The 23,148-nt window shown below is 68.7% G+C and carries 27 protein-coding genes; 12 read left to right on the top strand and 15 right to left on the bottom strand.

Annotated elements, in window-relative coordinates:
- Positions 1–52: 52 nt before the first annotated feature.
- Together corA and ACFWV3_RS38070 are read left to right on the top strand one after the other, a co-directional pair.
- Positions 53–1,132 (top strand): magnesium/cobalt transporter CorA, encoded by a 1,080-nt coding sequence (gene corA / locus ACFWV3_RS38075; RefSeq protein WP_382418785.1) that lies wholly within the window; start codon positions 53–55, stop codon positions 1,130–1,132.
- Between the two features lie 138 nt (positions 1,133–1,270).
- The gene (locus ACFWV3_RS38070; protein ID WP_382418784.1) at positions 1,271–1,648 is read left to right on the top strand and encodes a hypothetical protein; all 378 of its coding nucleotides are present in this window, start codon (positions 1,271–1,273) and stop codon (positions 1,646–1,648) included.
- Here the strand turns inward: ACFWV3_RS38070 and ACFWV3_RS38065 are convergent.
- Positions 1,632–2,720, bottom strand: a complete 1,089-nt coding sequence (locus ACFWV3_RS38065; RefSeq protein ID WP_382418783.1) for a DUF2332 domain-containing protein — start codon at positions 2,718–2,720, stop codon at positions 1,632–1,634. The two genes, ACFWV3_RS38070 and ACFWV3_RS38065, sit on opposite strands and share 17 nt — an antisense overlap.
- Positions 2,721–2,784: 64 nt before the next feature.
- Between ACFWV3_RS38065 and ACFWV3_RS38060 the strand changes: the two genes are divergently transcribed.
- Complete coding sequence (locus tag ACFWV3_RS38060) at positions 2,785–3,453, top strand: metallophosphoesterase (protein ID WP_382418782.1); 669 nt, start codon at positions 2,785–2,787, stop codon at positions 3,451–3,453.
- On the top strand, positions 3,443–4,297 hold the full coding sequence (locus ACFWV3_RS38055) for a chromosome partitioning protein ParB (protein WP_382418781.1): 855 nt from the start codon (positions 3,443–3,445) through the stop codon (positions 4,295–4,297). The genes ACFWV3_RS38060 and ACFWV3_RS38055 overlap by 11 nt, the downstream gene beginning before the upstream one ends.
- Before the next feature lie 670 nt (positions 4,298–4,967).
- Here the strand turns inward: ACFWV3_RS38055 and ACFWV3_RS38050 are convergent.
- A complete protein-coding gene (locus tag ACFWV3_RS38050) occupies positions 4,968–5,960 on the bottom strand; it encodes a hypothetical protein (RefSeq protein ID WP_382418780.1) in 993 nt (330 codons plus the stop codon).
- 119 nt (positions 5,961–6,079) lie between these two features.
- Here ACFWV3_RS38050 and ACFWV3_RS38045 point away from each other — a divergent pair, with 119 nt between their 5' ends.
- Together ACFWV3_RS38045 and ACFWV3_RS38040 are read left to right on the top strand one after the other, a co-directional pair.
- Positions 6,080–6,382: an ArsR/SmtB family transcription factor gene (locus ACFWV3_RS38045; RefSeq protein ID WP_382418779.1), complete on the top strand. Its 303-nt coding sequence runs from the start codon at positions 6,080–6,082 to the stop codon at positions 6,380–6,382.
- The gene (locus ACFWV3_RS38040; protein WP_382418778.1) at positions 6,379–6,879 is read left to right on the top strand and encodes an SRPBCC domain-containing protein; all 501 of its coding nucleotides are present in this window, start codon (positions 6,379–6,381) and stop codon (positions 6,877–6,879) included. The genes ACFWV3_RS38045 and ACFWV3_RS38040 overlap by 4 nt, the downstream gene beginning before the upstream one ends.
- Positions 6,880–7,036: 157 nt before the next feature.
- Here the strand turns inward: ACFWV3_RS38040 and ACFWV3_RS38035 are convergent, their stop codons facing one another.
- The 9 genes from ACFWV3_RS38035 to ACFWV3_RS37995 all read right to left on the bottom strand — a co-directional run bounded on the left by ACFWV3_RS38035 (position 7,037) and on the right by ACFWV3_RS37995 (position 15,968).
- The gene (locus tag ACFWV3_RS38035) at positions 7,037–7,924 is read right to left on the bottom strand and encodes an SDR family NAD(P)-dependent oxidoreductase (RefSeq protein ID WP_382418777.1); all 888 of its coding nucleotides are present in this window, start codon (positions 7,922–7,924) and stop codon (positions 7,037–7,039) included.
- Between the two features lie 270 nt (positions 7,925–8,194).
- Positions 8,195–9,379: an ABC transporter ATP-binding protein gene (locus ACFWV3_RS38030; RefSeq protein ID WP_382418776.1), complete on the bottom strand. Its 1,185-nt coding sequence runs from the start codon at positions 9,377–9,379 to the stop codon at positions 8,195–8,197.
- 8 nt (positions 9,380–9,387) lie between these two features.
- Positions 9,388–10,233, bottom strand: coding sequence for a carbohydrate ABC transporter permease (locus ACFWV3_RS38025; RefSeq protein ID WP_382418775.1), 846 nt, complete (start codon positions 10,231–10,233; stop codon positions 9,388–9,390).
- On the bottom strand, positions 10,233–11,192 hold the full coding sequence (locus ACFWV3_RS38020) for a carbohydrate ABC transporter permease (protein ID WP_382418774.1): 960 nt from the start codon (positions 11,190–11,192) through the stop codon (positions 10,233–10,235). Before ACFWV3_RS38020 ends, ACFWV3_RS38025 begins: the two co-directional genes overlap by 1 nt.
- On the bottom strand, positions 11,189–12,442 hold the full coding sequence (locus ACFWV3_RS38015) for an ABC transporter substrate-binding protein (protein ID WP_382418773.1): 1,254 nt from the start codon (positions 12,440–12,442) through the stop codon (positions 11,189–11,191). Before ACFWV3_RS38015 ends, ACFWV3_RS38020 begins: the two co-directional genes overlap by 4 nt.
- 167 nt (positions 12,443–12,609) lie before the next feature.
- A complete protein-coding gene (locus tag ACFWV3_RS38010; RefSeq protein ID WP_382418772.1) occupies positions 12,610–13,170 on the bottom strand; it encodes a general stress protein in 561 nt (186 codons plus the stop codon).
- A gap of 52 nt (positions 13,171–13,222) precedes the next feature.
- A complete protein-coding gene (locus ACFWV3_RS38005) occupies positions 13,223–13,822 on the bottom strand; it encodes a hypothetical protein (protein WP_382418771.1) in 600 nt (199 codons plus the stop codon).
- Between the two features lie 47 nt (positions 13,823–13,869).
- Entirely contained in the window at positions 13,870–14,691 is an 822-nt protein-coding gene (locus ACFWV3_RS38000; protein ID WP_382418770.1) for a hypothetical protein, read from the bottom strand.
- A gap of 80 nt (positions 14,692–14,771) precedes the next feature.
- Positions 14,772–15,968, bottom strand: a complete 1,197-nt coding sequence (locus ACFWV3_RS37995; RefSeq protein WP_382418769.1) for an acyl-CoA dehydrogenase family protein — start codon at positions 15,966–15,968, stop codon at positions 14,772–14,774.
- 202 nt (positions 15,969–16,170) lie between these two features.
- On the opposite strand from ACFWV3_RS37995, the gene ACFWV3_RS37990 reads away from it, so the two are divergent.
- Positions 16,171–16,566 (top strand): DUF4190 domain-containing protein, encoded by a 396-nt coding sequence (locus tag ACFWV3_RS37990; RefSeq protein ID WP_382418768.1) that lies wholly within the window; start codon positions 16,171–16,173, stop codon positions 16,564–16,566.
- Positions 16,567–16,568: 2 nt separating this feature from the next.
- On the opposite strand, the gene ACFWV3_RS37985 is transcribed toward ACFWV3_RS37990, so the two are convergent.
- Together ACFWV3_RS37985 and ACFWV3_RS37980 are read right to left on the bottom strand one after the other, a co-directional pair.
- Complete coding sequence (locus ACFWV3_RS37985) at positions 16,569–16,745, bottom strand: hypothetical protein (protein WP_382418767.1); 177 nt, start codon at positions 16,743–16,745, stop codon at positions 16,569–16,571.
- A 145-nt stretch (positions 16,746–16,890) separates the two neighbouring features.
- Complete coding sequence (locus ACFWV3_RS37980) at positions 16,891–17,850, bottom strand: HpcH/HpaI aldolase/citrate lyase family protein (RefSeq protein WP_382418766.1); 960 nt, start codon at positions 17,848–17,850, stop codon at positions 16,891–16,893.
- A 110-nt stretch (positions 17,851–17,960) separates the two neighbouring features.
- Between ACFWV3_RS37980 and ACFWV3_RS37975 the strand changes: the two genes are divergently transcribed.
- The 4 genes from ACFWV3_RS37975 to ACFWV3_RS37960 are packed head-to-tail and all read left to right on the top strand — an operon-like array spanning position 17,961 to position 20,873.
- Positions 17,961–18,296 (top strand): hypothetical protein, encoded by a 336-nt coding sequence (locus tag ACFWV3_RS37975; RefSeq protein WP_382418765.1) that lies wholly within the window; start codon positions 17,961–17,963, stop codon positions 18,294–18,296.
- Positions 18,293–19,126: an aminoglycoside phosphotransferase family protein gene (locus ACFWV3_RS37970; protein ID WP_382418764.1), complete on the top strand. Its 834-nt coding sequence runs from the start codon at positions 18,293–18,295 to the stop codon at positions 19,124–19,126. Before ACFWV3_RS37975 ends, ACFWV3_RS37970 begins: the two co-directional genes overlap by 4 nt.
- 15 nt (positions 19,127–19,141) lie before the next feature.
- Entirely contained in the window at positions 19,142–20,395 is a 1,254-nt protein-coding gene (locus ACFWV3_RS37965) for a magnesium transporter MgtE N-terminal domain-containing protein (RefSeq protein WP_382418763.1), read from the top strand.
- On the top strand, positions 20,388–20,873 hold the full coding sequence (locus ACFWV3_RS37960) for a DUF1003 domain-containing protein (protein ID WP_382418762.1): 486 nt from the start codon (positions 20,388–20,390) through the stop codon (positions 20,871–20,873). The genes ACFWV3_RS37965 and ACFWV3_RS37960 overlap by 8 nt, the downstream gene beginning before the upstream one ends.
- Before the next feature lie 17 nt (positions 20,874–20,890).
- Here the strand turns inward: ACFWV3_RS37960 and ACFWV3_RS37955 are convergent, their stop codons facing one another.
- Positions 20,891–21,289, bottom strand: coding sequence for an NUDIX domain-containing protein (locus ACFWV3_RS37955; RefSeq protein ID WP_382418761.1), 399 nt, complete (start codon positions 21,287–21,289; stop codon positions 20,891–20,893).
- Positions 21,286–21,753 (bottom strand): MarR family winged helix-turn-helix transcriptional regulator, encoded by a 468-nt coding sequence (locus tag ACFWV3_RS37950; protein WP_382418844.1) that lies wholly within the window; start codon positions 21,751–21,753, stop codon positions 21,286–21,288. The genes ACFWV3_RS37955 and ACFWV3_RS37950 overlap by 4 nt, the downstream gene beginning before the upstream one ends.
- 103 nt (positions 21,754–21,856) lie before the next feature.
- On the opposite strand from ACFWV3_RS37950, the gene ACFWV3_RS37945 reads away from it, so the two are divergent.
- A complete protein-coding gene (locus tag ACFWV3_RS37945; RefSeq protein WP_382418760.1) occupies positions 21,857–23,002 on the top strand; it encodes an Mrp/NBP35 family ATP-binding protein in 1,146 nt (381 codons plus the stop codon).
- Positions 23,003–23,148 lie beyond the last annotated feature (146 nt).

Genomic DNA, 23,148 nt, shown 5'->3' with positions numbered 1-23,148 from the left:
CGCCCGTCGTGCATCTGCACCTCACGTCGGCGTGTACCTGGAGGAACTCACCATGCCCAGCCTGCCCTCGATCCGCGGACGAGGAAACCAGCGCGGCCCCGCAGGGCACGTCCCGCACGTTCCCGTTCCGTTGTCGCACTACGTGGTCGACTGCGCCGTGTACGTCGACGGCAAGCGCCTGCCCGGCCGGTGGACGCACACCGACGCCGTCAAAGAGGTGCGCAAGCGCAAGGACGGCTTCGTCTGGATCGGCCTGCACGAGCCCGACGCCGAGCAGATCGAGGGCATCGCCGAGACGTTCGGGCTGCACGAGCTCGCCGTCGAGGACGCGGTGCACGCGCACCAGCGCCCGAAGCTGGAGCGCTACGACAACACGCTCTTCATGGTCTTCAAGACCGTCCGCTACGTGACCAACGAGTCGCCCGACACCGCCAACGAGATCGTCGAGTCCGGCGAGATCATGGTGTTCCTGGGCAAGGACTTCGTCATCACCGTGCGGCACGGCAACCACTCCGGGCTCTCCAAGCTGCGCCACGTGCTGGAGGACGACCCGGAGCGCCTGGAGATCGGTCCCGCCGCGGTGATGCACGCGATCGCCGACCAGGTGGTCGACAACTACCTCGAGGTCACCGACCACGTCGAGGACGACATCGACCGCATGGAGGAACGGGTCTTCGCGCCGCGCACCGAGGTGAGCGCGGAGCAGATCTACATGTTCAAGCGCGAGGTCGTGGAGCTGCGCCGCGCGGTCATGCCGCTCGCGAACCCGTTGCGCCGCCTGGCGGAGGGCTACACGCCGCTCATCCCCGAGCAGGTGCGGGCGTTCTTCCGCGACGTCGACGACCACCTCACCGAGGTGGCCGAGCGCGTCACGGCGTTCGACGAGCTGCTGACGACGCTGGTCGACGCGACGCTCGCGAAGATCACGCTGCAGCAGAACACCGACATGCGCAAGATCACCTCGTGGGTCGCGATCATCTCCGTGCCCACCATGGTCGTCGGCGTGTACGGCATGAACTTCGACTACATGCCCGAGCTGCGCTGGAAGTTCGGCTATCCGCTGATCATGAGCCTGGTCCTCGTGGCCTGCCTGACCCTCTACCGAATATTGCGCCGAAATCGCTGGCTCTAGTTCCGATTTCGTTCGCTTTGTTGTTGTAGAAGAGGTTTGTCATGACCAGACTGCTCACCAACATCCGCTTCTGGATCCTCGCGTTCCTGCTCTGCTGGATCACCACCGTCTTCGTGCTGATCAGCGGAACGCCCTGACGTGCGCCGCCGGCTGACCAACCTGCGGTTCTGGATCATGGTGTTCGCCGTGGGCTGGCTGCTGATGGTGTTCGTGTCGATCGCCTCCTGGCCGGAGCCGGGCAAGCCGTCGCCGGACGAGCTGGCCGCGGAGGTGACGAACGCGTTGCGCGCGCACGACTTCCACCGGTTGCAGCCGATGCTCGCGCTCGGCGGCGAGGACGTCGCGAAGTCGACCGTCGAGCACCTCCAGGCCGCGCAGGTGGAGCGCGGCTCCTACCGCGACGGTGCCGTCGTCGTCGAGTACACGCACGCCGGCACCCGCGCGGAGTTCCGGCTGCCCGTCGAGGTGCAGGACGGGCGGTTCGTGGTGAACCCGGTGGTCACTCCCACGGGGTGACGTCCCAGGTGAACGGCGTGCCGTGGCCGGCGCCGTGCCCGAGGTTCAGCGAGATCCCGGCGGGCCAGAGCTTGAGCAGCAGCTCGAACCGGTACCCGACGTCCGGATCGTCGACGCGGCGGGGCTCGAAGACCAGCAGTGCCAACGGACTCGTGCGCGTCGCCTTCATCGCCGCGTCCGCCAGCACGGCCCTGCCCATCGCGCGGTCGGCCGGCGAGACGTACTGCCACACGACGGAATGCCACACGACGGTCAGCACGTCGCGTTCGGCGCGGGCCAGCTGCTTCGCGAGCCATTCCGGGCCGGGCGACTGCTCGACCTTCACCGGGTCGGTCGCGGCGAGGTCGAGCGCGTCGCGCAGCCGGTTCCACCGCCGCACCTGGTCCGCCCAGACGAACGAGCTCAGGTGCAGCCGTCCGTCCTCAGTGGACACGTCGACCGGGTGGAGGTCGCAGCCGGCCCGTCCGACTACGCGCAGCCGGTGGGCGAGGTCGGCGGGCGGCCTGCCGGTCCACTCGGGGTCGAGGACGAGAGGGCTGCCGGGGTCGCCGAGGACCCGGTCCTCCAGCCGGTAGCCGACGTGGTGCGGGCGCAGGTTGAGCCCGCCGCTCGCGCCGACCTCCAGCAGCCGGACGCAGAACGGCACGGTCCTCTCCGCCGCCCTCGCCGCCTCCTGCGCGGCGACCAGCAGGCCGCCGTAGAGGGGCGCGCTGCGGCCGGGTTCGTTGGTCTGCACGACGGTGGCCTGGACCCGGCGTCTGAGCAGGTCGGCGTGGGTGTGCAGGGCGGGCAGCGCGTCCTGCCACAACGTCGGCAGGTGGGGCTGTCCGCCGACGGTCGGGTAGTGCTGCGCGAGGTCCGGCGCACGGCCTTCGAGCACGAGCCGGTGCACGGCGCCCGCGAACCGCAGGCCGGGCACGGTGCCGTGCCGGTCGCGTTCGGAGCCCGCCATGATCGCGGCGGTGACGCCGCCGCGGGTGAGGTCGGCCGCGGCGTCGTCCAGGAGTCGCTGGGTCAGCGGACTGCGGTCGCGGCAGCCGTGGGCGGCCGCGGCGAACAGCTCGGCAAGCACGGCATCGACGCTAGTGGGCGAACTGTCCCGCGTCATCCGGGAAGAACCTCATTACGCTGCTGGAATGGTACGGGTGCTCGCGGTGGCGGACGAGGTCGTCGAACAGCTGTGGACCTCCCAGGTGCAGGCGATCGACGTGGACCTCGTGCTCGCGGCGGGCGACCTGCCGTTCGACTACCTGGCGTTCCTGGCCGACGCGCTGGAGAAACCGCTGGTGTTCGTCCCCGGCAACCACGACACCGACCTGTCGGGCTACTCGAACGTGCGCGGTCTGTGGACCAGGTCAGGCGTGCCGGTGCGCTGGCCGGGCCCGGCCGGAGCGGTCAACGCCGACGAACGCGTGGTCGACGTCGCCGGCCTGCGCATCGCGGGCCTCGGTGGTTCGATCCGCTACAACAAGGGCCCGAACCAGTGGACGGAACGGCAGCAGGCCCGCCGAGCCCGCCGGGTGTCCCGGCTGGCGGGGTGGCGCAGGCTGCGGGACGGACGTGGCGTGGACGTGCTGCTGACCCACTCGCCACCGTCGGGGTGCGGTGACGAACCCGACGCCCCGCACCGGGGGTTCGAGTGCCTGCACGGCCTGGTGTCGCGGTTGCGGCCGTCGTTCCTGCTGCACGGCCACATCCACCCGCACGGCGTGCCGCGCCCCGACCGCGTGCTGGGCTCGACCCGCGTGATCAACGTGGTTCCGCAGAAGGTCCTGGACATCTCGGGAGGTCGCGATGAGACGTGACACCGGTTTCCCCGTGGCCGACGCCGAGAACGACTTCCTGCGAGCCCGCCGCCGCCAGGTGATGTCGCGCCTGGCGGCCTGGCTGCGCCGCGAGCCGGACGACGTGAACATCATGCTGCCGTTCCACGAGGTCGTGGAGGCACTGGGCATGGTGTCCGAGAAACGACTGGGCCTGCAGTCGATCCGGCTGGACTCGATCGTGGGCAGCGTCGACCGCACCCGCGACTTCGACCGCCGCTTCCGTCCCACCTCCGGCCGCGTCCGCGAACGCTGGCAACGCCTGGCCCTGGCCGCGCGCCGGGGCGAGACCGTGCCGCCGATCGAGGTCTACCGCGTCGGCGAGCTGCACTTCATCATCGACGGCCACCACCGCGTCTCGGTGGCGCACGCCCTGGGCCTGTCGGTGATCGACGCCTACGTGACGCAGGTGGTCACGCGGATCAACTCGTCCGGCATCCGGTATCGCGGCGACCTGATCGTGAAGGACTACCGGCGCCTGTTCCTGGACCGCGTGCCGTTGAGCGGCGAGGCCCGTGCGGCGGTCGTGCTCTCCGATCCCTGGGACTACGCCGAGCTCGGTGAGCACGTCGAGGCCTGGGGGTTCCGGCTGATGCAGGACACCGGGTCGTTCCTGGACCGCTCGGAGATCGCGCGGCGGTGGTACGCCGACGAGTACAAGCCCGTCGTGGCGATGCTGCGGCAGGCGGACATGGTCGGGGACCGGACCGAGACCGAGGCGTACATGTGGGTGGCGGCGGAGCGGTACCGGTTGATCAGGACGCACCGGTGGGACGCCGAGGTGATCAACGCGGTGCGGGAGGAGACGCACGGGCGGCGCGGTTAGGTCGTCCCAGGCGTAAGCCTTTGCCGTGGCCGAAGATTCGCCCGTCAACGGCCACCACTCAGGTATCATCAAAGGCGAGGCTGGCAGCACGGCAGAGTTGTCGGCCTGTTCCGAGGAGTGGGGAGGACCGGGCTTACAGCGCCCGAGAGCACCGCAGGATCCACGAGCACTTCTACCTGAGTTCGCCTTCTCGCCCGCCTGGTTCCCCTTGGCGGAGTGCGAGGCCCCTGCTGCCAAGGCCGACCTCGGTTCGAACCAGTGAACGCACTGGTCGAGCTGAGGCACTGCCTCCTCGACCAGACGAGGCGAAAGGGCCCTCGATTGTGGTCGAGATCATCGCCGCCGCAGCCGTGGCTCTCTCAGGCGTTGGAACAGCCGCGTTCAGGTACCTCACGGTGCGCGAGTTCACGAAACGCGCCAAGCCGTGTGACCTGCCGGACATCGCAAAGCACGTCTACCAGTGGCGGCTTCCGTTGCCGCGAAGAGCAGCTCTGCCGACAAGTCCAGCGGTTGAACCCGCTCCGGAGGACGTCACCGGCACCCGGTGACCACTGTTGTCAACCATCCTGTGTATGCACCGTTTAGCGGGTAGGCGAGACCGCGAAAAGCGTGCAAACGCGGTGAAGCCCAGGGGCGTTTCGACCGTTCGCCGATCGACGAACGGTCGAAACTACCGAGGTGCCACCCGAACTCCGTCCGCCTCCGGCAAGGGGCGGGCCTGGTCCAGGACCTCGTCCGTGTACTTGTCGAGCAGCCGGGTGCCGATCTGCTGCGCGTAGCCGAAGATGACCGACCACAACAGCAGCGCCGCGGCGGACGGGATGCCAATCAGCCCGCTCGTCACGCCTGCTCCCAGCGCCAGGATGCCGACCACCGCCAGTGCCGCACCGAGCATGATCTTGATCAGCGCCTGGTAGCCGATCATCACGTACGGCGAGAGCGATGGCCGGCGGCGTAAGAGCAGCACCACCGCCGCCAGCACGGCACCGAACGCGCCGAGCACCTGCACCAGCCAGACGTCCACCCCGGACGCCTTCGTCGTGCCGCCGGGGCACACCGTCGGCAGCGCGTTCTCCTTCGGGTCCACGCAGAGCGGGATGATGCCGGGCTTCACGATGCCGACGACGCCCAGCACCGTGTTGATCACGAACAGCACCAGCGAGGCCGCGATCAGCTTGTTGCGCAACGCCCGCGAGCCCGCGTGGGCGAAGTCCGAGTTGTCGTAGGCCGCCCTCAGCGCGTCCACGACGATCGCGCGTTCGACCGCGGGCGTGAACTCCCCCGGCCGCAACGCCTCCAGGGCACGGCGGCGCGGATCGTCGTCGTCCAGGTACTGCGCCACGCGTGCCTGCAGGCCCGGCAGCCGGCCGAGGAACCCGCGCTCGGCCGAGATCGTCGCCACCTCGGCCTCGTGCAGGGCGCGCCAGGCCCGTTCGATGTACCAGCCCGACCACCACGACGGCACCGTGCGCCACCACGGCTCGCGGTCGCTCAGCATCGCCTCCACCACCGCCGCCCGCTCCTCGGCGGTGCGGCGCCACACGTCGCCCTCGGGATCGACCGGGTCGGACGGGCCGAGCGCAGCCAGATCCGCGCGGACCCGGTCCAACCGGGACTGCACGACGAGTCGCCAGTCGGTGACTCTGGGTCTACGTTCGGCCATGTCCCGATGGTGACAGGCACCCCTGACATTTTCCGGAGCCATCCGTGTGACGTGCGCAAACGCGTTCAGAACTCTCATATCCACTTGCGCTTATATACGCGACAAGTTATGCAAGCGGGGTGGACGTCTTCGAAGCCGTGGCCGAACCGAACCGCCGCCACCTGCTCGGTCTGCTGGCCGAACGGGAGCGCACCGCGGGCGAGCTCGTCGACAGCCTGCCCGCGCTGACGCAGCCCGCCGTCTCCCGCCACCTGCGCATCCTGCGGGAGACCGGCCTGGTCGAGGTGCGCCCGGACGGGCAGCGCCGCATCTACGCGCTCCGGCCCGACGGCCTGCGGCGCGTCGACGACTGGATCACCCCGTACCGCCGCTACTGGCGCGACCACCTGGCAGCACTCGAGCAGCACCTGGAGAACCAGTGACCGACCTCGGCACCGTCACCCCGACCGGCACCCACGCGGTCCTGACCTTCGAGCGCAGGCTGAAGTTCCCCATCGACCGCGTCTGGGCCGCGATCACCGACCCGGAGGAACGCGGGGCCTGGCTCGGCACCACGCACATCGCCGACGACACCATCGTCGTCGAGCCGGACGACCCGCCCGCCCCACCGGAGGCCAAGCGGGTCACCGGCCGCATCCTCACCTGGCAGCCACCGGAGAACGGCCACGCGGTCTTCGAACACGAGTGGCGGCAACGGATCGTCGAGGACAGCGTCGTGCGCTACGAGCTCAGGGCGGACGGCGACGCCACCCTGCTGACCTTCACCCACACCGGACTGTCCGAACGCAACGCGCTGGGGTTCGCACCGGGCACGCACGCGTTCTTCGACCGCCTTGATGCGCACCTCGACGAGGGCGTGCTGCCGAACTGGTCCGAGCGGTACGCGGAGGTGGCGCCGGCGTACCCGGCCTGGCGGTGAGGACTCAGCGCCACGTCCGTGCGTCCGGATCCCACACTTCCCGCGCATCTCCCCCGGTCAGTGGATCCACGAACTCGACGACAGTGGCCGCAGGTCGACAGCAGAGCGGGAGGCGCCGCCCAGGGCGTGGCGACGCCTCCCCTTTCCCCTTGCGGGCTCAGGCGGTCTGCGACGGCTCCACCAGCGCACGGAGCCGGGGAGGCATCCTCTTCTCCAACCCGTACGGCTCGAGGTGGGCCTGCAGGACGCCCGTGAACGCCCGCTCCACGGAAGCGGTGTCCCAGTTGTCGCTCTCCAGGATCGGCTGCTTGAAGTACGGCTGCCCCACGATGTGGAGCTGACGGCCGTTACAGCGGATGACCTGGCCGGTGATGCCCTCCGCGCGGTCGGAGAGCAGGAACAGCACCAGCGGTGCCACCTTGCCCGGCGTCCGGTCCGCGGGAATGGCGCGCAGGGAACGTTCCGACTTCCACACCATCCGCGTGTGCGCCACGGGGCACACGGCGTTCACGCGAATTCCTTCCGACTCGAGGTCGAGCGCCCAGGAGTAGCTCAACGACGCCACGGCGCCCTTCGTCGCCGAATAGGTGGCGAGTTTCCGCTGGCCGAAGGAGGCGCCCGAGGAAATGTTGATGATCGAGCCACCACCGGTGGCGCGCATCGCCCGCATCGCCGCGATTCCGACGTAGATGACGCCCAGGACGTTCACCTCGACCACGTGCTTGATGGTCTCGGGATCGTCTTCCCACGGCGCGGTCTCGTAGTTCAGCCCCGCGTTGTTCACGAGGCCGTCGACGCGGCCGAACTCGTCGACGCACAGGTCCACGATCTTGGCCGCCTCGCTGGGATCGGCGACCGTGTGGTTCGAGGCCACGGCGCGGCCGCCGTAGCCCCTGATGTGTTCCGCGACCCGTTCTGCCAGGTCACCATCGTTGTCGTTGACCACCACCGACGCACCCGCGAGGGCCGCGTGCATCGCATAGGCTTCGCCGAGACCTCGGCCGCCCCCGGTGATGACGACCGCTTTGCCGTCCAGGATCCCCATTGCACGCTCTCTTTCCTCACTCGGCGGCGGTTCGGAACCCCCCTGTGGCTCTGCACCCGCCTGGGACAAGCGTGCGGACGCAACGTTGCGGCGTAGTACATGGTTTCGATGAGATGACGCTGCCGAGCGCCCAATGGCCGAACGAGTTCGGCCCGGCAGTTGGCCCCGACTGATCGGCCCATGTGGACCGGAGGCTTTGGTCCTAATCCGATCGAGTGACACGAACGGGCCGCCTTCCCGAGGGAAGACGGCCCGTTCTTTAACGAGAATTCACCGTTCCGTGTACGTCAGGTTCTTTCCGCTCGACGGGTCGAAGAGCTGCACCTTGTCGGCGTCGAACCAGATCTCCGACGAAGCGCCCTCGACCGCGCCGGACGCCGACGACAGGCGCGTCACCAGCGAGATGCCGTCACCCGGCACGTCGTCCGACCCCGCGTCCGCCGCGAGCTCCTGGAGCTCCGCCGACGCCGCCTGCTCGCCCGTGAGGTTGAAGTAGGCGTACTTGTCGGAGCCCATCGACTCGAGAACGTCCACTTGCGACGTGAACTTGCCGCCGGCCGACAACGCGGCCGCGTCGACCAGTTCCGCGTCCTCGAAGTGCTCCGGGCGGATGCCCATGATCACCTCGCGGGGCGCGTCCGCGGACTCGACCAGCCGGCGCACCCGGTCCGTCAGCGTGACGTCGCCGATCACCGACCGCAGCGCGCCGTTCTCCAGCGTCGCCGGCACGAAGTTCATCGACGGCGAGCCGATGAAGCCCGCGACGAAGAGGTTGGCCGGGTTGTCGTAGAGGAACTGCGGCGCGCCGATCTGCTGCACGACACCGCCGCGCATGACCACGACCCGGTCGCCGAGGGTCATCGCCTCGGTCTGGTCGTGCGTCACGTACACCGTGGTCGTGCCGAGCTGCTTCTGCAGGCGCGACACCGAGGTGCGCATCTGCACGCGGAGCTTGGCGTCCAGGTTGGACAGCGGCTCGTCCATGAGGAACGCCTTGGGGCTGCGCACGATCGCGCGGCCCATCGCCACGCGCTGCCGCTGGCCACCGGACAGGTTGGACGGCTTGCGGTCGAGGTGCTGCGCGAGGTCGAGGATCTCCGCGGCCTCCTTGACCTTCTTCTCGACCGTGGCGTTGTCGACCTTGGCCAGCCGCAGCGGGAAGGCCATGTTCTCCTTCACCGTCATGTGCGGGTAGAGGGCGTAGGACTGGAACACCATCGCGATGTCCCGGTCCTTGGGCGCCTTCTCGTTGACGCGCTGCCCGCCGATGCGCAGCTCGCCGTCGGTGATGTCCTCCAGGCCCGCGATCATGTTGAGCGTGGTGGACTTCCCGCAGCCGGACGGTCCGACCAGGATGATGAACTCGCCGTCGGCGATCTCCAGGTTGACCTCCTGCACGGCCAGGGCACCGTCGGGGTACCTCTTGGTCACCTTGTCCAGAACGATCTCTGCCATTGGTCAACTCACCCCTTGACGGCGCCGGAGGTCAGGCCGGCGACGATCCGGCGCTGGAAGAACAACACGAAGAGGATGATCGGGATGGTGATGACCACGGCGGCCGCCGCGATCGACCCGGCCGGGTCCTCGAACTGCGAGCTGCCGGTGAAGAACGACAGCGCCACCGGCACGGTCCGCGACTGCTCGGTCGAGGTGAGCGAGATCGCGAACAGGAAGTCGTTCCAGCAGAAGATGAACACCAGGATCGCCGTCGTGAACACGCCCGGCGCGGCGAGCGGCGCGATGACGCGACGGAACGCCTGCCCCGGCGTCGCACCGTCCATCTTGGCCGCCTTCTCGAGCTCCCAGGGGATCTCGCGGAAGAACGCCGACAGGGTGTAGATCGCGAGCGGCAGCGCGAACGTGATGTACGGCAGGATCAGGCCGGGCCACGTGTCGAAGAGGCCGAGCGAGCGCTCGATCTCGAACAGCGGGGACACCAGCGAGACCTGCGGGAACATCGCGATCAGCAGCGAGACGCCCACCAGCAGGTTCTTGCCGGGGAAGTCGAGCCGCGCGATGGCGTAGGCGGCCATCGTGCCGAACACCACGGCGATCGCGGTCGCGATGATCGCGATGCCGATGGAGTTGATCAGAGCCCGCGTGAACTCGGACGTGGAGAAGATGTTCTGGTAGTTCTCCAGGCTCCACTCGCGCGGGATGAAGTTGCCGTCCGCGAGCGTGGCGGACGACTTGAACGACAGCGACACGATCCACAGCACCGGGAACAGCGCGTAGATCACGACGACCGCGTTGAGGACACCCCAGCCGACCTTCTTGCCGGTGGTCTCCGCTCCTCCGATGCCAGCCATCAGCGCTTCCCCCCGTCGTCACTGCCGGGGGCAGCGGTGCCGAAGAGCTTGATGAACACGAACGCGATGATCGCGACCATGATGAAGATCAGCACGGACATCGTGGATCCGATACCGAGGTTCAAGCCCTTGATCAGGTTGTTGTAGGTCAGCATCGACACCGACGACGTGCCCTGCGAGCCCGCGGTGAGCACGAAGAGGTTGTCGAAGATGCGGAACGCGTCGAGCGTGCGGAACAGCAGCGCCACCAGGATCGCCGGCTTCATGATCGGCACGGTGATCCTGATGAACCGCTGCCAGCCGGACGCGCCGTCCATCGCGGCGGCCTTGAGCAGGTCGTCCGGCACGAGGGCCAGACCGGCCATCAGCAGCAGGGCCATGAACGGCGTGGTCTTCCAGATCTCCGCGATGCTCACGACGATCAGCGCGGGGACCTTCTCCGTCAGCACGGGGTCGCCGCCGAGCGCCTCGGCGAGGTAGCCGGTGCCGGGCGTCCAGGCGAAGCGCCAGGAGAACGCGGCCACGACGGTGACGATGCCGTACGGGATCAGCGTCGTCGTGCGGACGATGCCCCGGCCGACGAGCGCCCGGTGCATGATCAGCGCGAGCGACATGCCCAGCACCAGTTCGATCGCGACGGTGACGACGGTCAGCACGACCGTCACCCACACCGCGTTCCACCAGTACGGGCTGCTGAGCACGGTGACGTAGTTGTCGAACCAGATCCACTCGGTCCGGTCGGGGAACTTGAGGTCGAACCTCTGCATCGACAGCAGCAGCGAGTAGAGGATCGGCCAGCCCGTCACCGCGATCATGGTGATGGCGGCGGGTGCGCAGAGCAGCCAGCCGAGCCTGCGCTCGGCCCGCTTGCCCTCGCTCAGCGCGGCCTTCTTCTTCGTGGCGACGGGTGCCGGTGTGGCTCCGGTGGCCGTCGCGTCCTCGGTCGTCGTCTGGCTCACGGCAGCACTCCCTTGGAGTCGAGAGCGTCCTGCAGTTCCTTGCGCAGCCGGTCCGCCGTCGCCTGCGGGTCGATGCTCGCGGGCGGCGACAGGATCGTGGAGATCACGGTCGACACGTTCTGGTACGCGGGCGTGGCCGGCCGTGCGCTCGCGTTCTCGAGCGTCTTCTTGATGTCGTCGCGCATCGGGTACGCCTCGGCCATCTCGGGCTCGTCGTAGACGTCCCTGATGGTCGGCGGCACACCGTCCTTGATCGCGGCGAGCTTCTGGTTCTCCGCGCTGCGCAAGCACAACACGGCGTCGAACGACTCTTCGCTGTGCCTGGTGTAGTTGCTGACGGCGTAGTTGATCCCGCCGACGGTGACCTTGGCGGTGTCACCGCTGAGCGCGGGGTACGGCGCCCACTTGAAGTTCTTCGCGAAGTCCGGCTTCTTCTGCGCCGCCGCGTAGACGTACGGCCAGTTGAGCTGGAACGCCGCGTTGCCGTTCTCCATGGCGAGGCGCGCGTTGTCCTCGGCCGCGTTGGAGAACGACGGGTCGATCGCCTTGGACGTGGCGAGCTTCTTCAGCGCCGCCAGCGCTTCGACGGCCTTGTCGTCGACGATGGCCTTGGTGCCGTTCTCGTCGAGGATCTTGCCGCCGTTCGAGTTGACGAGGGTGTTGTACAGCACGACGAGCCCTTCGTACTGCTTGCCCTGCGCCACGATCTGGCCGGGCTTCCCCTCCGCCACCAGCGCCTCGGCCATGGAGATCATCTCGTCCCACGTCTTCGGCGGCGTCGGCACGAGGTCGGAGCGGTACCAGAGCAGCTGGACGTTGGTGTTGTCCGGTGCTCCGTACAGCTTGTCCTCGTAGGTCGCCGTCGCGAGCGGAGCCGGCAGCGTGCCCTCCGACACCTGCGACTTCGCCGTGCCGGTGAACTCCTTGATCCACCCGGCCTTGGCGAGCTCCGCGGTCCACGTGACGTCGAGCCCGAGGACGTCCATGCTGTCGTCCTCTGCCGCGAGTCTGCGCACCATCTGCTCGCGCTGACCGTCCGCTTCACGCGGGAGCTTGTTGTACACGATCTTGTAGCGTCCGCCGGCCTTCGCGTTGCAGTTGTCCACGACGGCCTGGAAGTTCTCCTGCGGATATTTGTAGACGTTGACGGTGATCCCGCCGCCGTCCGAGCCGCACGCCGTGATCGTGGACGCCGCGAGCAATGCGGCCCCCACGCCGGCGGCGGCCCGATAGCGCCGTTTCGCACCCATCGGCCCAGCCTCCTTCCCGACTGCACGGAGGAGCCAGACCGCAGCGCCGGGCACCTCGTCGTGCCACCGGCCGCACCGGGCGGACCGGTCAACCGAACCTAGGCCCGGTGATCACCTGCCGCAACCAAGGGAAGCAACGATTCAGAACCAATGGCCTCAAAGGAACCTCAAGAACCCGGGTTCACCGGCCGCATCGCGAGCTTCGCGAGCAGGTCACGACCCTTCTCGGCCGACTTCGGGTGGCACAGGACGTCGTACCTGCCCGCGACGAGCTGGGAGGCGGACTGGAAGTCCCGCCTGCCGCGCGCCGACATGTACCCTACCGCGGCGAACACGAGTCCGAAGAACACACCGGTGATCAGACCGGTCAGCACCGGCCCGGCCGTGATGCCGGCCTCCGGGCTGAAGAGGGTGAGCAGCAGGCCGACGAAGAGACCGAACCACGCGCCGCTCGCGGCACCGGTCATGAGCACGCGGCCCCACGTGAGCTTGCCCGTGACCCGTTCGACGAGCATGAGGTCGACCCCGACGACGGTGATGTCCTGCACCGGGAAGTCCTCCACCGCGAGGAAGTCGACGGCGCGCTGCGCCTCCTCGTACGTGGCGTACGAGCCGACCGGCCACCCGGTGGGCGGGGTGGGCAGGCGGGGCGGGACACCGGGTCGGTTCGGGCCGGCGAACGGACTCGTCACAGGGACCACCTCTGTCGGACGCGCTGATCGTTCCATCCTGCCAAAGCCCGGTCCGCCGTGCTGAGACGCCTACGGGTGTTTTGCCGGGTTAGGCCGGGAAGGCGATCTCGAACCGCTGGGCGAAGGCCCGGTAGGACCGCGCGTACGCGTCCACCTCGTCCGCGATCCGCTCCCGTTCCTTCTTCAGCACCTCGACAGCCGCGCTCCGGTTCCCGCCGAGCACGTGGATGATCGCGAGCTTGCGCGCCCGGTCGAAGTCCAGCAACGACTCGGGCTTGGCAACGAGGTCCTTCGCGACCGCGTCCCACTTCGCGTTCTTGTCGACGTAGGGCTTGCCGAACTTCACGAACGCGGCCACTAGCGACGCGGCGGCAGGCGCGTGGTCGCCGCCCGTTTTGAACTCCCACCGCCAGACGGGCTTGTCCCCCATCAGGAATCCCAATGGCACCGAGACCACCGGCGTCGTCGGGATGCCGACCCCCAGGGCGCGGCACACCTCGTCGTACCGGCGGAAGCACACCCCCACCAACGGCGTGAGCTCCAGCGACCCGGCCACGCCGAACCCCAGCCAGCCGGCGACGCCGTCACCGCGGTCCTCCAGCCAGACGTGCCCGCGGCGGACGAACCCGGTCGAGCGCAGGGCGGTGTCCACGGCTACGAGCACGTCGGTTTTCAGCGAGGGCCTCACGAACGACAGAGTCCCACCGATGACCGTTCGGTGCAGAACGGCTCAGCTCAGTGCAGGACGGGTCCGAGGAACTCGGCCAGCTTCTGCACCGCGTCGTCCGGCACCTCGTCGACGTGCTCGGTCAGCTGCAGGAGGATGCGTCCGCCGCCGAGGTGCTCCACGGCGAAACACGGTGCGGAGGCGCAGACCTCTTGCACACCACCCAAAGCAGCGACTTGACGTGGTCCGAGCAGCGTCGCCCAGTGCGGCCCGCGGGCCAGTTCCGCCGCCATGAACAACGACTCGTCCAGCCCCACTCCGACGGCGACCTCGTGCGCGGTCCGCACGCCCGCGCGGTCCAGCGTCATCCAGCCGCCGCAGGCACGCACCAGCGCGGCGCCGGAGCGCAGCGCGGACAGCCAGTTCTGTTGTGTGGCAAGGGAGATCCAGCCGCGGAACAGGGAGCGCGACGCCGTCACCACGACCTGGTGCGGGAACGCGGGGTCGTCCTTCAGCAGGATCTCCGCCGACCAGCCGTCCTCGACCAGCGGCAGGCCCTGCGAGTCGAGCTGGACGAGCTGCACGCGCAGGAACGACGGCAGGTCGGCCAGTGCGGCCGCCCACGACGACGGGGTGAACTCACCCGAGGAGAGCAGCAGGCGGGCGTACCCCGGCGGGCCCCACGGCGTCGTGTCCGACGGGCGGTAGCCGCGGGCCACCGACACGAGCTCCTCGATCGACGCCGGGCACAACGGCGCGAGCAGGTCGGTGAACAGGGCGCCGAACCAGCTCGCCAGCGCGGGCCGGTCGACGCCGGAGAACGTGTCCAGCTCCAGACGGACCACGTGCGGCGGCGACACCGGTCTCGGGAGGGTCAGGTCTGTGCTCAAAGTGAGCGAACCTTACTTCTCACGAGGACCTGCCGTTAGGGGCCAGACTCGTGAATCTTTGGCCCCTAACGGGGGAACCGTCAGCCCCGCGTCCGGTAGTCGCGCAGCAGGCCGCGGGAGATGATCGTCTTCTGGATCTCGGACGTGCCCTCGCCGATCAGCAGGAACGGGGCCTCGCGCATCAGGCGCTCGATCTCGTACTCCTTGGAGTAGCCGTAGCCGCCGTGGATGCGGAACGCCTCCTGCGTCACCTCGGCGCAGTACTCCGACGCGATGAGCTTGGCCATGCCGGCCTCGACGTCGTTGCGCTGCCCGGAGTCCTTCAGCCGCGCGGCGTTGACCATCATCAGGTGCGCCGCCTCGACCTTGGTGGCCATCTCGGCGAGCTTGAACGCGATGGCCTGGTGCTCGGCGATGGCCTTGCCGAAGGTCTTGCGCTGCTGCGAGTACTCGATGGCGAGCTCGAACGCGCGGATCGCGATGCCGCACGCACGGGCGGCCACGTTCACCCGGCCCACCTCGACGCCGTCCATCATGTGCCGGAAGCCCTGGCCCGTGACGCCGCCGAGGACCTGCTCCTCGGCGATCTCGAAGCCGTCGAACACCATCTCGGTGGTGTCGATGCCCTTGTAGCCCATCTTGTCGATCTTGCCGGGGATCGTGAGGCCCGGCAGGACCTCGCCGTAGCCCTCCGGCTTCTCGACCAGGAACGTCGTGAGGTTCTGGTGCGGCTTCTCGGCGCCCTCGTCGGTCTTCACCAGCACGGCGGTCAGGTTGGACGTGCCACCGTTGGTCAGCCACATCTTCTGGCCGTTGATCGCGTAGCCGTTCGCGCCCTTGACGGCCTTGGTGCGGATCGCGGCGACGTCGGACCCCAGCTCGGGCTCGGACATGGAGAACGAGCCGCGCACCTCACCGGCGGCCATGCGCGGCAGGTACTTCTGCTTCTGCTCGGGCGTTCCGTGCTGCTTGAGCATGTGCGCCACGATGAAGTGGGTGTTGATGACACCGGAGACGCTCATCCAGCCGCGCGCGATCTGCTCGACCACCAGCGCGTAGGTCAGCAGCGACTCGCCGAGCCCGCCGAACTCCTCCGGGATCGTCAGGCCGAAGAGGCCCATCTCCTTCATGCCGTCCACGATGTCGGCGGGGTACGTGTCGCCGTGCTCCAGCGTCTGGGCGTGCGGGATGATCTCCTTGTCCACGAACGTGCGCACGGTCGCGAGGATTTCTTCCTGGATGTCCGTGAGACCCGCTGTCTGGGCGAGGCGCGCCATCGCACTTCCCTTCCGAAGCAAGAGTTACCGGCGAGTATGGACCGGTTAACGCTCGTTTGCGACCGGGGTGTGCTCTCCGCAACAGCCCCGCGGGAGCTGTACCGAAACAGCACTCCTGACAGGTGTAATCGCGCACCCGTCCGCGACGAAAGAAGGGTGTGGAGCTTAAGATCCCGGCTCACCACACCTAGGGGGACCAGCGATGACCTACGACCCGTACAACCCGAAGCAGGACCCGTACGGCCAGCCCGACCCGTACGCCCAGCAGCCCTACGGCCAGCCGGGCGCCTACGGTCAGCCCGGTCCCTACGGACAGCCGGGCTACGGCTACGGCTACGTCCCGCCCAAGCCGCAGACGAACGCGGTCCTCGCCCTCGTGCTGTCGTGCGTCGGGTTCGTCACCTGTGGCGTGACGTCGATCGTCGGCGTCATCTTCGGCCACATCGCGATGGCGAAGATCAAGCGGGGCGAGGAGGACGGGCACGGCATGGCGGTCGCCGGTCTGATCGTCGGCTACCTCGTCATCGCCGGCTGGCTGGCCTATGCGGCGTTCATCGTCATCGCGCTCATCGCGGCCGCGAACGGGTCGACCTACTGACCTCAGCCCGCGAGGGCGACGTCCAGGGCGCCACCGCAGTGGCGGCAGACGTCGGCGAACACGTGGACGTCGGCGTGACATCCGGGGCAGCTGCGGAAGCTGCGCTCGAGCAGGTCGTCCTCGCGGCGCTTGAAGAGCCGCAGGCGTCTGCCCGTCTTGCCGTTACTCGAACGTGACATGCGACGAGCATGCACCCGCACCGGGGCGTGATCGCAAACTTCGGTGACGGATTGTGCGTTTACTCACCCGTTTTGATCGCAACCCGTGACGGTCGAACACGTCCGGTCATTTTCAGGGTGAATTCACGCACAATCCGTAACAGAATTAGTCCTCCGGCGGCGTCCACACGTTCGCGCGAGCCATGCCCGCCGCGCGCCCCTTGCCGGAGATCACCAGCGCCATCTTGCGCGACGCCTCGTCGATCATCTCGTCGCCGAGCATCACCGCGCCGCGCTTCCCGCCCGCCTCGGACGTGTAGTACTCGTAGGCGTCCAGGATGTTCTCGGCGTGGTCGTAGTCGTCCTGCTTCGGGCTGAAGACCTCGTTGGCCGCCTCGATCTGGCCGGGGTGCAGCACCCACTTGCCGTCGAAGCCCAGCGCCGCTGAACGACCGGCAACCCGCTTGTAGCCGTCGACGTCGCGGATCTGCAGGTACGGACCGTCGATGGCCTGCTTGTCGTGGGCCCGCGCGGCCATCAGGATCCGCATCAGGATGTAGTGGTAGGCGTCGCCGACGTCGTAACCGGGCGGCTGCTCGCCGACGACGAGCGACTTCATGTTGATCGACGCCATGAAGTCCGCAGGGCCGAAGATGATCGTCTCGACGCGCGGGGACGCGGTGGCGATCGCGTTGACGTTGTTCAGGCCCAGGGCGTTCTCGATCTGCGCCTCGATGCCGATCTTGCCGACCTCGTAGCCCATGGTCTTCTCGATCTGGGTGATCAGGAAGTCGAGCGCCACGACCTGCTCCGGCGTCTGGACCTTCGGCAGCATGATGCAGTCGAGGTTCGCACCGGCCCCCTCGACGACCTCGGTGACGTCGCGGTAGGTCCACTCCGTCGTCCAGTCGTTGACGCGCACGACGCGGGCCTTGCCGTCCCAGCCGCCCTCGTTGAGCGACGCGACGATGGTCTTGCGGGCGTCCGGCTTGGCCAGCGGGGCGCAGGCGTCCTCCAGGTCCAGGAACACCTGGTCCGCCGGCAGCGTGCGCGCCTTGTCGATCATCTTCTGGCTCGAGCCGGGCACCGCCAGACACGAGCGGCGGGGACGCTGCTGGTCGACCACTGGAGTACCTCCTCGTACCGGCCGGTAACTACGAGCGCCACAGTGGCATGGCCTGGCACCGACCGCACATCCGCTGAGTCCCGTTTCACAAACCCTGGCAGTCTGAACCGGTGGAGATCACTCGCGTACTCGACGCCGCGCTGCGGAAGGCGGCTGCCGTCTGGATCACCTCGCCCGGCCACGAACCGCGTTTGGTGCACGCGCACTGGCGCGACGACGCGCTCTGGGTCATCAGCGGCGGCTCCGAACCCGAGGTGCCGCTGACCGACGGCGCCCAGGTCACCGTCACCGTCCGCTCCCCCACCACGCACTCGCACCTGATCGACGCGAAGGCCACCGCCCAGCTGGCCGAGCCCGACGAGGAGACGACGCAGGCGTTGAAAACCGCGCGCCTCAACACCAAGCCGGACTGGGAAGCCGTGTACCGCCTGGAGTTCAGCGCATGATCACGGTGCCGGCCGGGTTCGGTGATGGTCTCGGCGACGGCGCCGCGGAGTGGGTCGCGAAGCTGCCGACGCTCGCCACCAAGGCGTGCGCCCGCTGGCAGCTCACCCCGGACGGCCCGCTGATGCACGGCTTCTGCGCCGTGGTCCTCCCGGTCCGCCGCGCCGACGGACATCCGGCCGTGCTCAAACTGACGTGGGTCGACGAGGAGACCGAGCACGAGCCGCTGGCGCTCCGGCTCTACGACGGCAACGGCGCCGTCCAGCTGCTCGGCCACGACGAGGAGCTCGGCGCGTTGCTGCTGGAACGCCTCGACCAGCACTCGCTCGACGACGAACCGATCGACCTCGCGATCGGCGTGATCGGCGACCTGCTGCGCCGCCACCGCGGGATCGAGGCCCCCGCGGAGATCCGCCGCTTCCGGAACACGCTGCGGGACCACCCGGCCGTCCCGCGCGACCTGCTCGACGCCGCCCGCGAGGCTGGCACCAGGCCGATGGGCAGGACGCTCGTCAACGAGGACCTGCACTACGAGAACGTGCTGCGGGGCGACCGGGAACCGTGGCTGGTGATCGACCCGAAGCCGTTGTCCGGCGACCCCGAGTACTGCGTGATCCCGTTGCTGTGGAACAGGTTCGACGAGCTGGACGGCCCCAGGGGACTCACCGACCGGTTCCTCGCCGTCTGCGACGCGGGCGAGCTGGACGTCGCGAAGGCCCGCGACTGGACGCTGCACCGGGCCGTCGCCAACTGGATCTGGTGCCTGGAGGAGGACCTCGGCGACCTGGCGGTGATCTGCGCCGACATCGCCCGGTGGGCGGCCCGCACCTGATCTAGCCTGGTCGGTGTGGTGGCTGTGAATCGGATCTTCATCGCTCAGCTGGCCGGGCTTCCCGTGTTCGGCCCCGACGGCGAACCCATCGGCAAGGCCCGTGACGTCGTGATCAGCCTCCGCATCGACCGGCAACCGCCGCGCGTGCTCGGCATGGTCGTCGAGCTGGTGACGCGCCGGCGGATCTTCGTGCCGATGCTGCGGCTCACCTCGATCGAGCCGAACGCCGTGACGCTCGCGACCGGGTCGGTGAACCTGCGGCCGTTCCACCAGCGCGTCAACGAGGTGCTGGTGATCGGCGAGCTGCTCGACGCCAGGATCCAGCTCGACGACGGCGGCACGGCGGTCGTCGTGGACGCCGCGATGGAGCTCACCCGCACCCGCGACTGGCGCATGGTCCGCGTCGCCGGGCGCGGGCGCACCGGCCGGTTCAGCCTCAAGGGCCCGGTGCAGGTGTGGAACTGGGAGGACGTCGGCGGCCTGAGCGTCAACGAGATCGCGGGCCAGCCGCAGGGCGCGCAGCAGCTGGTCGCCGTGTTCGAGGGCATGCGCGCGGCCGACGTCGCACACGCCCTGCACGAGCTGCCGCCCAAGCGCCGCCACGAGGTCGCGGACGCGCTGGACGACGAACGGCTCGCGGACGTGATCGAAGAACTGTCCGAAGAGGACCAGAAGGACGTCCTGTCGCACCTGGACGAGGAACGCGCCGCGGACATCCTGGAGGCGATGAACCCGGACGACGCGGCGGACCTGCTGGGCGAGCTGGCCGAGGGCACCAAGGACCGGCTGCTCGAGCTGATGGAGCCGGAGGAGTCCGCGCCGGTCCGCCGGTTGCTGGAGTACTCGTTCGACACCGCCGGCGGCCTGATGACCCCGGAACCGATCATCCTCACGCCGGACGCGACGATCGCGGAAGCGCTGGCACGGGTGCGAAACCCCGACCTCACCCCGGCGCTGGCGTCGATGGTCTTCGTCTGCCGCTCCCCCTCCGCGACCCCGACCGGCCGCTACCTCGGCTGCGTGCACATCCAGCGCCTGCTGCGCGAACCGCCGTTCGACCTCGTGGCCGGCGTCCTCGACACGGACATGGCGTACCTGTCACCGGGGGCGTCGCTGAGCGACGTGACGCGCTACTTCGCCACCTACAACCTGGTGTGCGCCCCCGTGCTCGACGAGACTGAGCACCTGCTCGGCGCGGTCACCGTCGACGACGTGCTGGACCACCTGCTGCCGGACAACTGGCGCGAGACGGGACTGAGCCATGCCTGAACTGCTGCCGCGGCGCAGACTCGACCAGCCGCGCGAACCCCGCGGCTTCCGCCTGTCGATCGACCCGGACGCGTTCGGCCAGTTCTCCGAACGGCTCGCGCGCTTCCTCGGCACCGGCAAGTTCCTGTTCTGGCAGACGCTGATCGTCGTCGCGTGGATCGTGACGAACCTCGTCGCGGTGTCGCTGCGCTGGGACCCGTACCCGTTCATCCTGCTCAACCTGGCCTTCTCGACCCAGGCCGCCTACGCCGCGCCGTTGATCCTGCTCGCGCAGAACCGGCAGGACGACCGCGACCGCGTGTCGCTGGAGGAGGACCGGGCGCGGGCGGCGCAGACCAAGGCGGACACGGAGTTCCTGGCGCGGGAACTGGCGGCGCTGCGGCTCGCGGTCGGCGAGGTGGCGACACGCGACTTCATCCGGGGCGAGCTGGAGAAGCTCGTGAAGGAGCAGAACAACCTGAAGAAGGTCAGGCCCTGAAGATCAGGCCCTGAAAGTCAGGCGCTGACCTGTCCGCTCGCGACCAGGTCGTCCAAGACGTCGTGGATCGCGGGTGCGGTCTCGGCGTGTGCGCGGTACTCGTCGCGCGTCACCCAGGTCAGCTCGGCGATCTCGCCGGACGGTCGAGGCGTGGCCTGCAACTGTGCCGTGAAGCAGGTCATGTCGACGATCGCGCCTTCGCCCTCGCCGTACGCGGGTGCGACGTAGCGCTTGAGGATCTCGGGCCGGTCGAGTTCGACCCCGAGCTCCTCGCGGACCTCCCGGCGAAGCGCTTCGACGGAGGTCTCGGCGGGCTCGATCTTGCCGCCGGGGAGGTAGAAGGCCTTCTTGTTGCGTGAGCGCACAACGAGGAGGCGGCCAGCCTCGACGTGCACCAGGCCCACCACCGTGATCACGGGTACAGGTCGTCCGCGGCCAGGCGGTCGCAGGTGCGGCCGAAGGCCTCGAGCTCGCCGGGGCCGAAGCTCTCCCCGAAGTGCTCGGCCACGCCCGCGAGGTGGGTGGTGGAGGCGCTGCGCAGACGTTCGGCACCGAGCGGTGTGAGCACGGCCACGATGCCGCGTCCGTCACCGTCGGCACGTTCGCGCCCGACGAGGCCTGCGCGTTCCAGGCGGTCCACCAGGCGGGTCACGCCAGAACGGGACAGCAGGACGGCATCGGCCAGTTCAGTCATGCGCATGCGCATGGAAGGCGTCTCGGCCAGTTGAACCAGCACGTCGTACGCCGCGAGCGAAAGGCGCTGCTCAGCAATCAGTTCGGCCTCGAGGACCCTCGTGATCCGTGCATGCGCGCGGAGGAACGATCGCCACACCCCGAGCTCGACACGGGTGGGCAACCGGGAACTACCCGATTCCGGCACGGGCGTCGATGTTACGGACAGCTCCGTCCCCACTACGACCTGGGCCTGCACTGGAAAGTGACCGGCCGGTAGGAGGGGCGCGAACCGGACGTAGCATGGATCGGTGACCACCACGCAGCCCCTCCCCACGGTCGAGGACGTCCGCAAGGCGCTCTCCGGCGTGCAGGACCCCGAGATCCGTCGCCCGATCACCGAGATCGGCATGGTCAAGGACGTCGAGGTCGGCGCGGACGGCGTCGTGGCGGTCGGCATCTTCCTGACGGTCGCGGGCTGCCCGATGCGGGACAAGATCACCAAGGACGTCACCGCGGCCGTCTCGGCCCTGGACGGCGTCTCCTCCGTGCGGGTCGACCTGGACGTCATGAGCGACGCCCAGCGCACCGAGCTGCGCAAGACCCTGCGCGGCGGCACCGAGGAACCGGTCATCCCCTTCGCCCAGCCCGGCTCGTTGACGCGCGTCTACTGCGTGGCGTCCGGCAAGGGCGGCGTCGGCAAGTCGTCGGTCACCGTGAACCTGGCCGTGGCGATGGCCGCCCGCGGCCTGTCGGTCGGCATCGTGGACGCCGACATCTACGGCCACTCGATCCCGCGCATGCTCGGCGCGGACGGCCGGCCCACGCAGGTCGAGAAGATGATCATGCCGCCTCAGGCGCACGGCGTGAAGGTCATCTCGATCGGGATGTTCACGCCGGGCAACACGCCGGTGGTGTGGCGCGGGCCGATGCTGCACCGGGCTTTGCAGCAGTTCCTCGCGGACGTGTTCTGGGGTGACCTGGACGTTCTGCTGCTCGACCTGCCGCCGGGCACCGGTGACGTTGCGATCTCCGTGGCCCAGTTGGTGCCCAACGCGGAGATCCTCGTGGTGACGACGCCTCAGACTGCTGCTGCCGAGGTGGCTGAGCGGGCTGGGTCCATTGCTTTGCAGACTCGGCAGCGGATTGCCGGGGTCATCGAGAACATGTCCTGGCTGGAGATGCCGGACGGGTCTCGGATGGAGGTCTTCGGGTCCGGTGGTGGGGCTGCGGTTGCCTCGTCGCTGACCACGGCTATCGGGTCTGAGGTGCCGTTGCTCGGGCAGGTGCCGCTGGATCCTCGGTTGCGGGAGAACGGGGATTCTGGGACGCCGATCGTGCAGGCGGTGCCGGAGTCTGCTGCGGCTGGTGTGTTGACTGAGGTGGCCAAGAAGTTGAGCGTGCGGTCGCGTGGGTTGGCTGGGCGGTTGTTGAACGTTTCTCCTGCTGGGCGGTAGTTCGCCGGCTCGGTCACCGTGCGAGTTCCAGCGTGGTCGCCTTTGGTGGTTCCGTGCCTGTTCCAGCGTGGGCGTGCACCTCGGACGAAGCGAGGGTGTTCATCGCCGCTCCGCGACGATCCGCGATTGGGGCTTGACTTCGGGGC

The organism is Lentzea sp. NPDC059081, assembly GCF_042738015.1.
Taxonomy (GTDB): domain Bacteria; phylum Actinomycetota; class Actinomycetes; order Mycobacteriales; family Pseudonocardiaceae; genus Lentzea.
The sequence above is the reverse complement of the archived record's forward strand: the minus strand, read 5'-3'. Positions and strand labels throughout refer to the sequence as shown.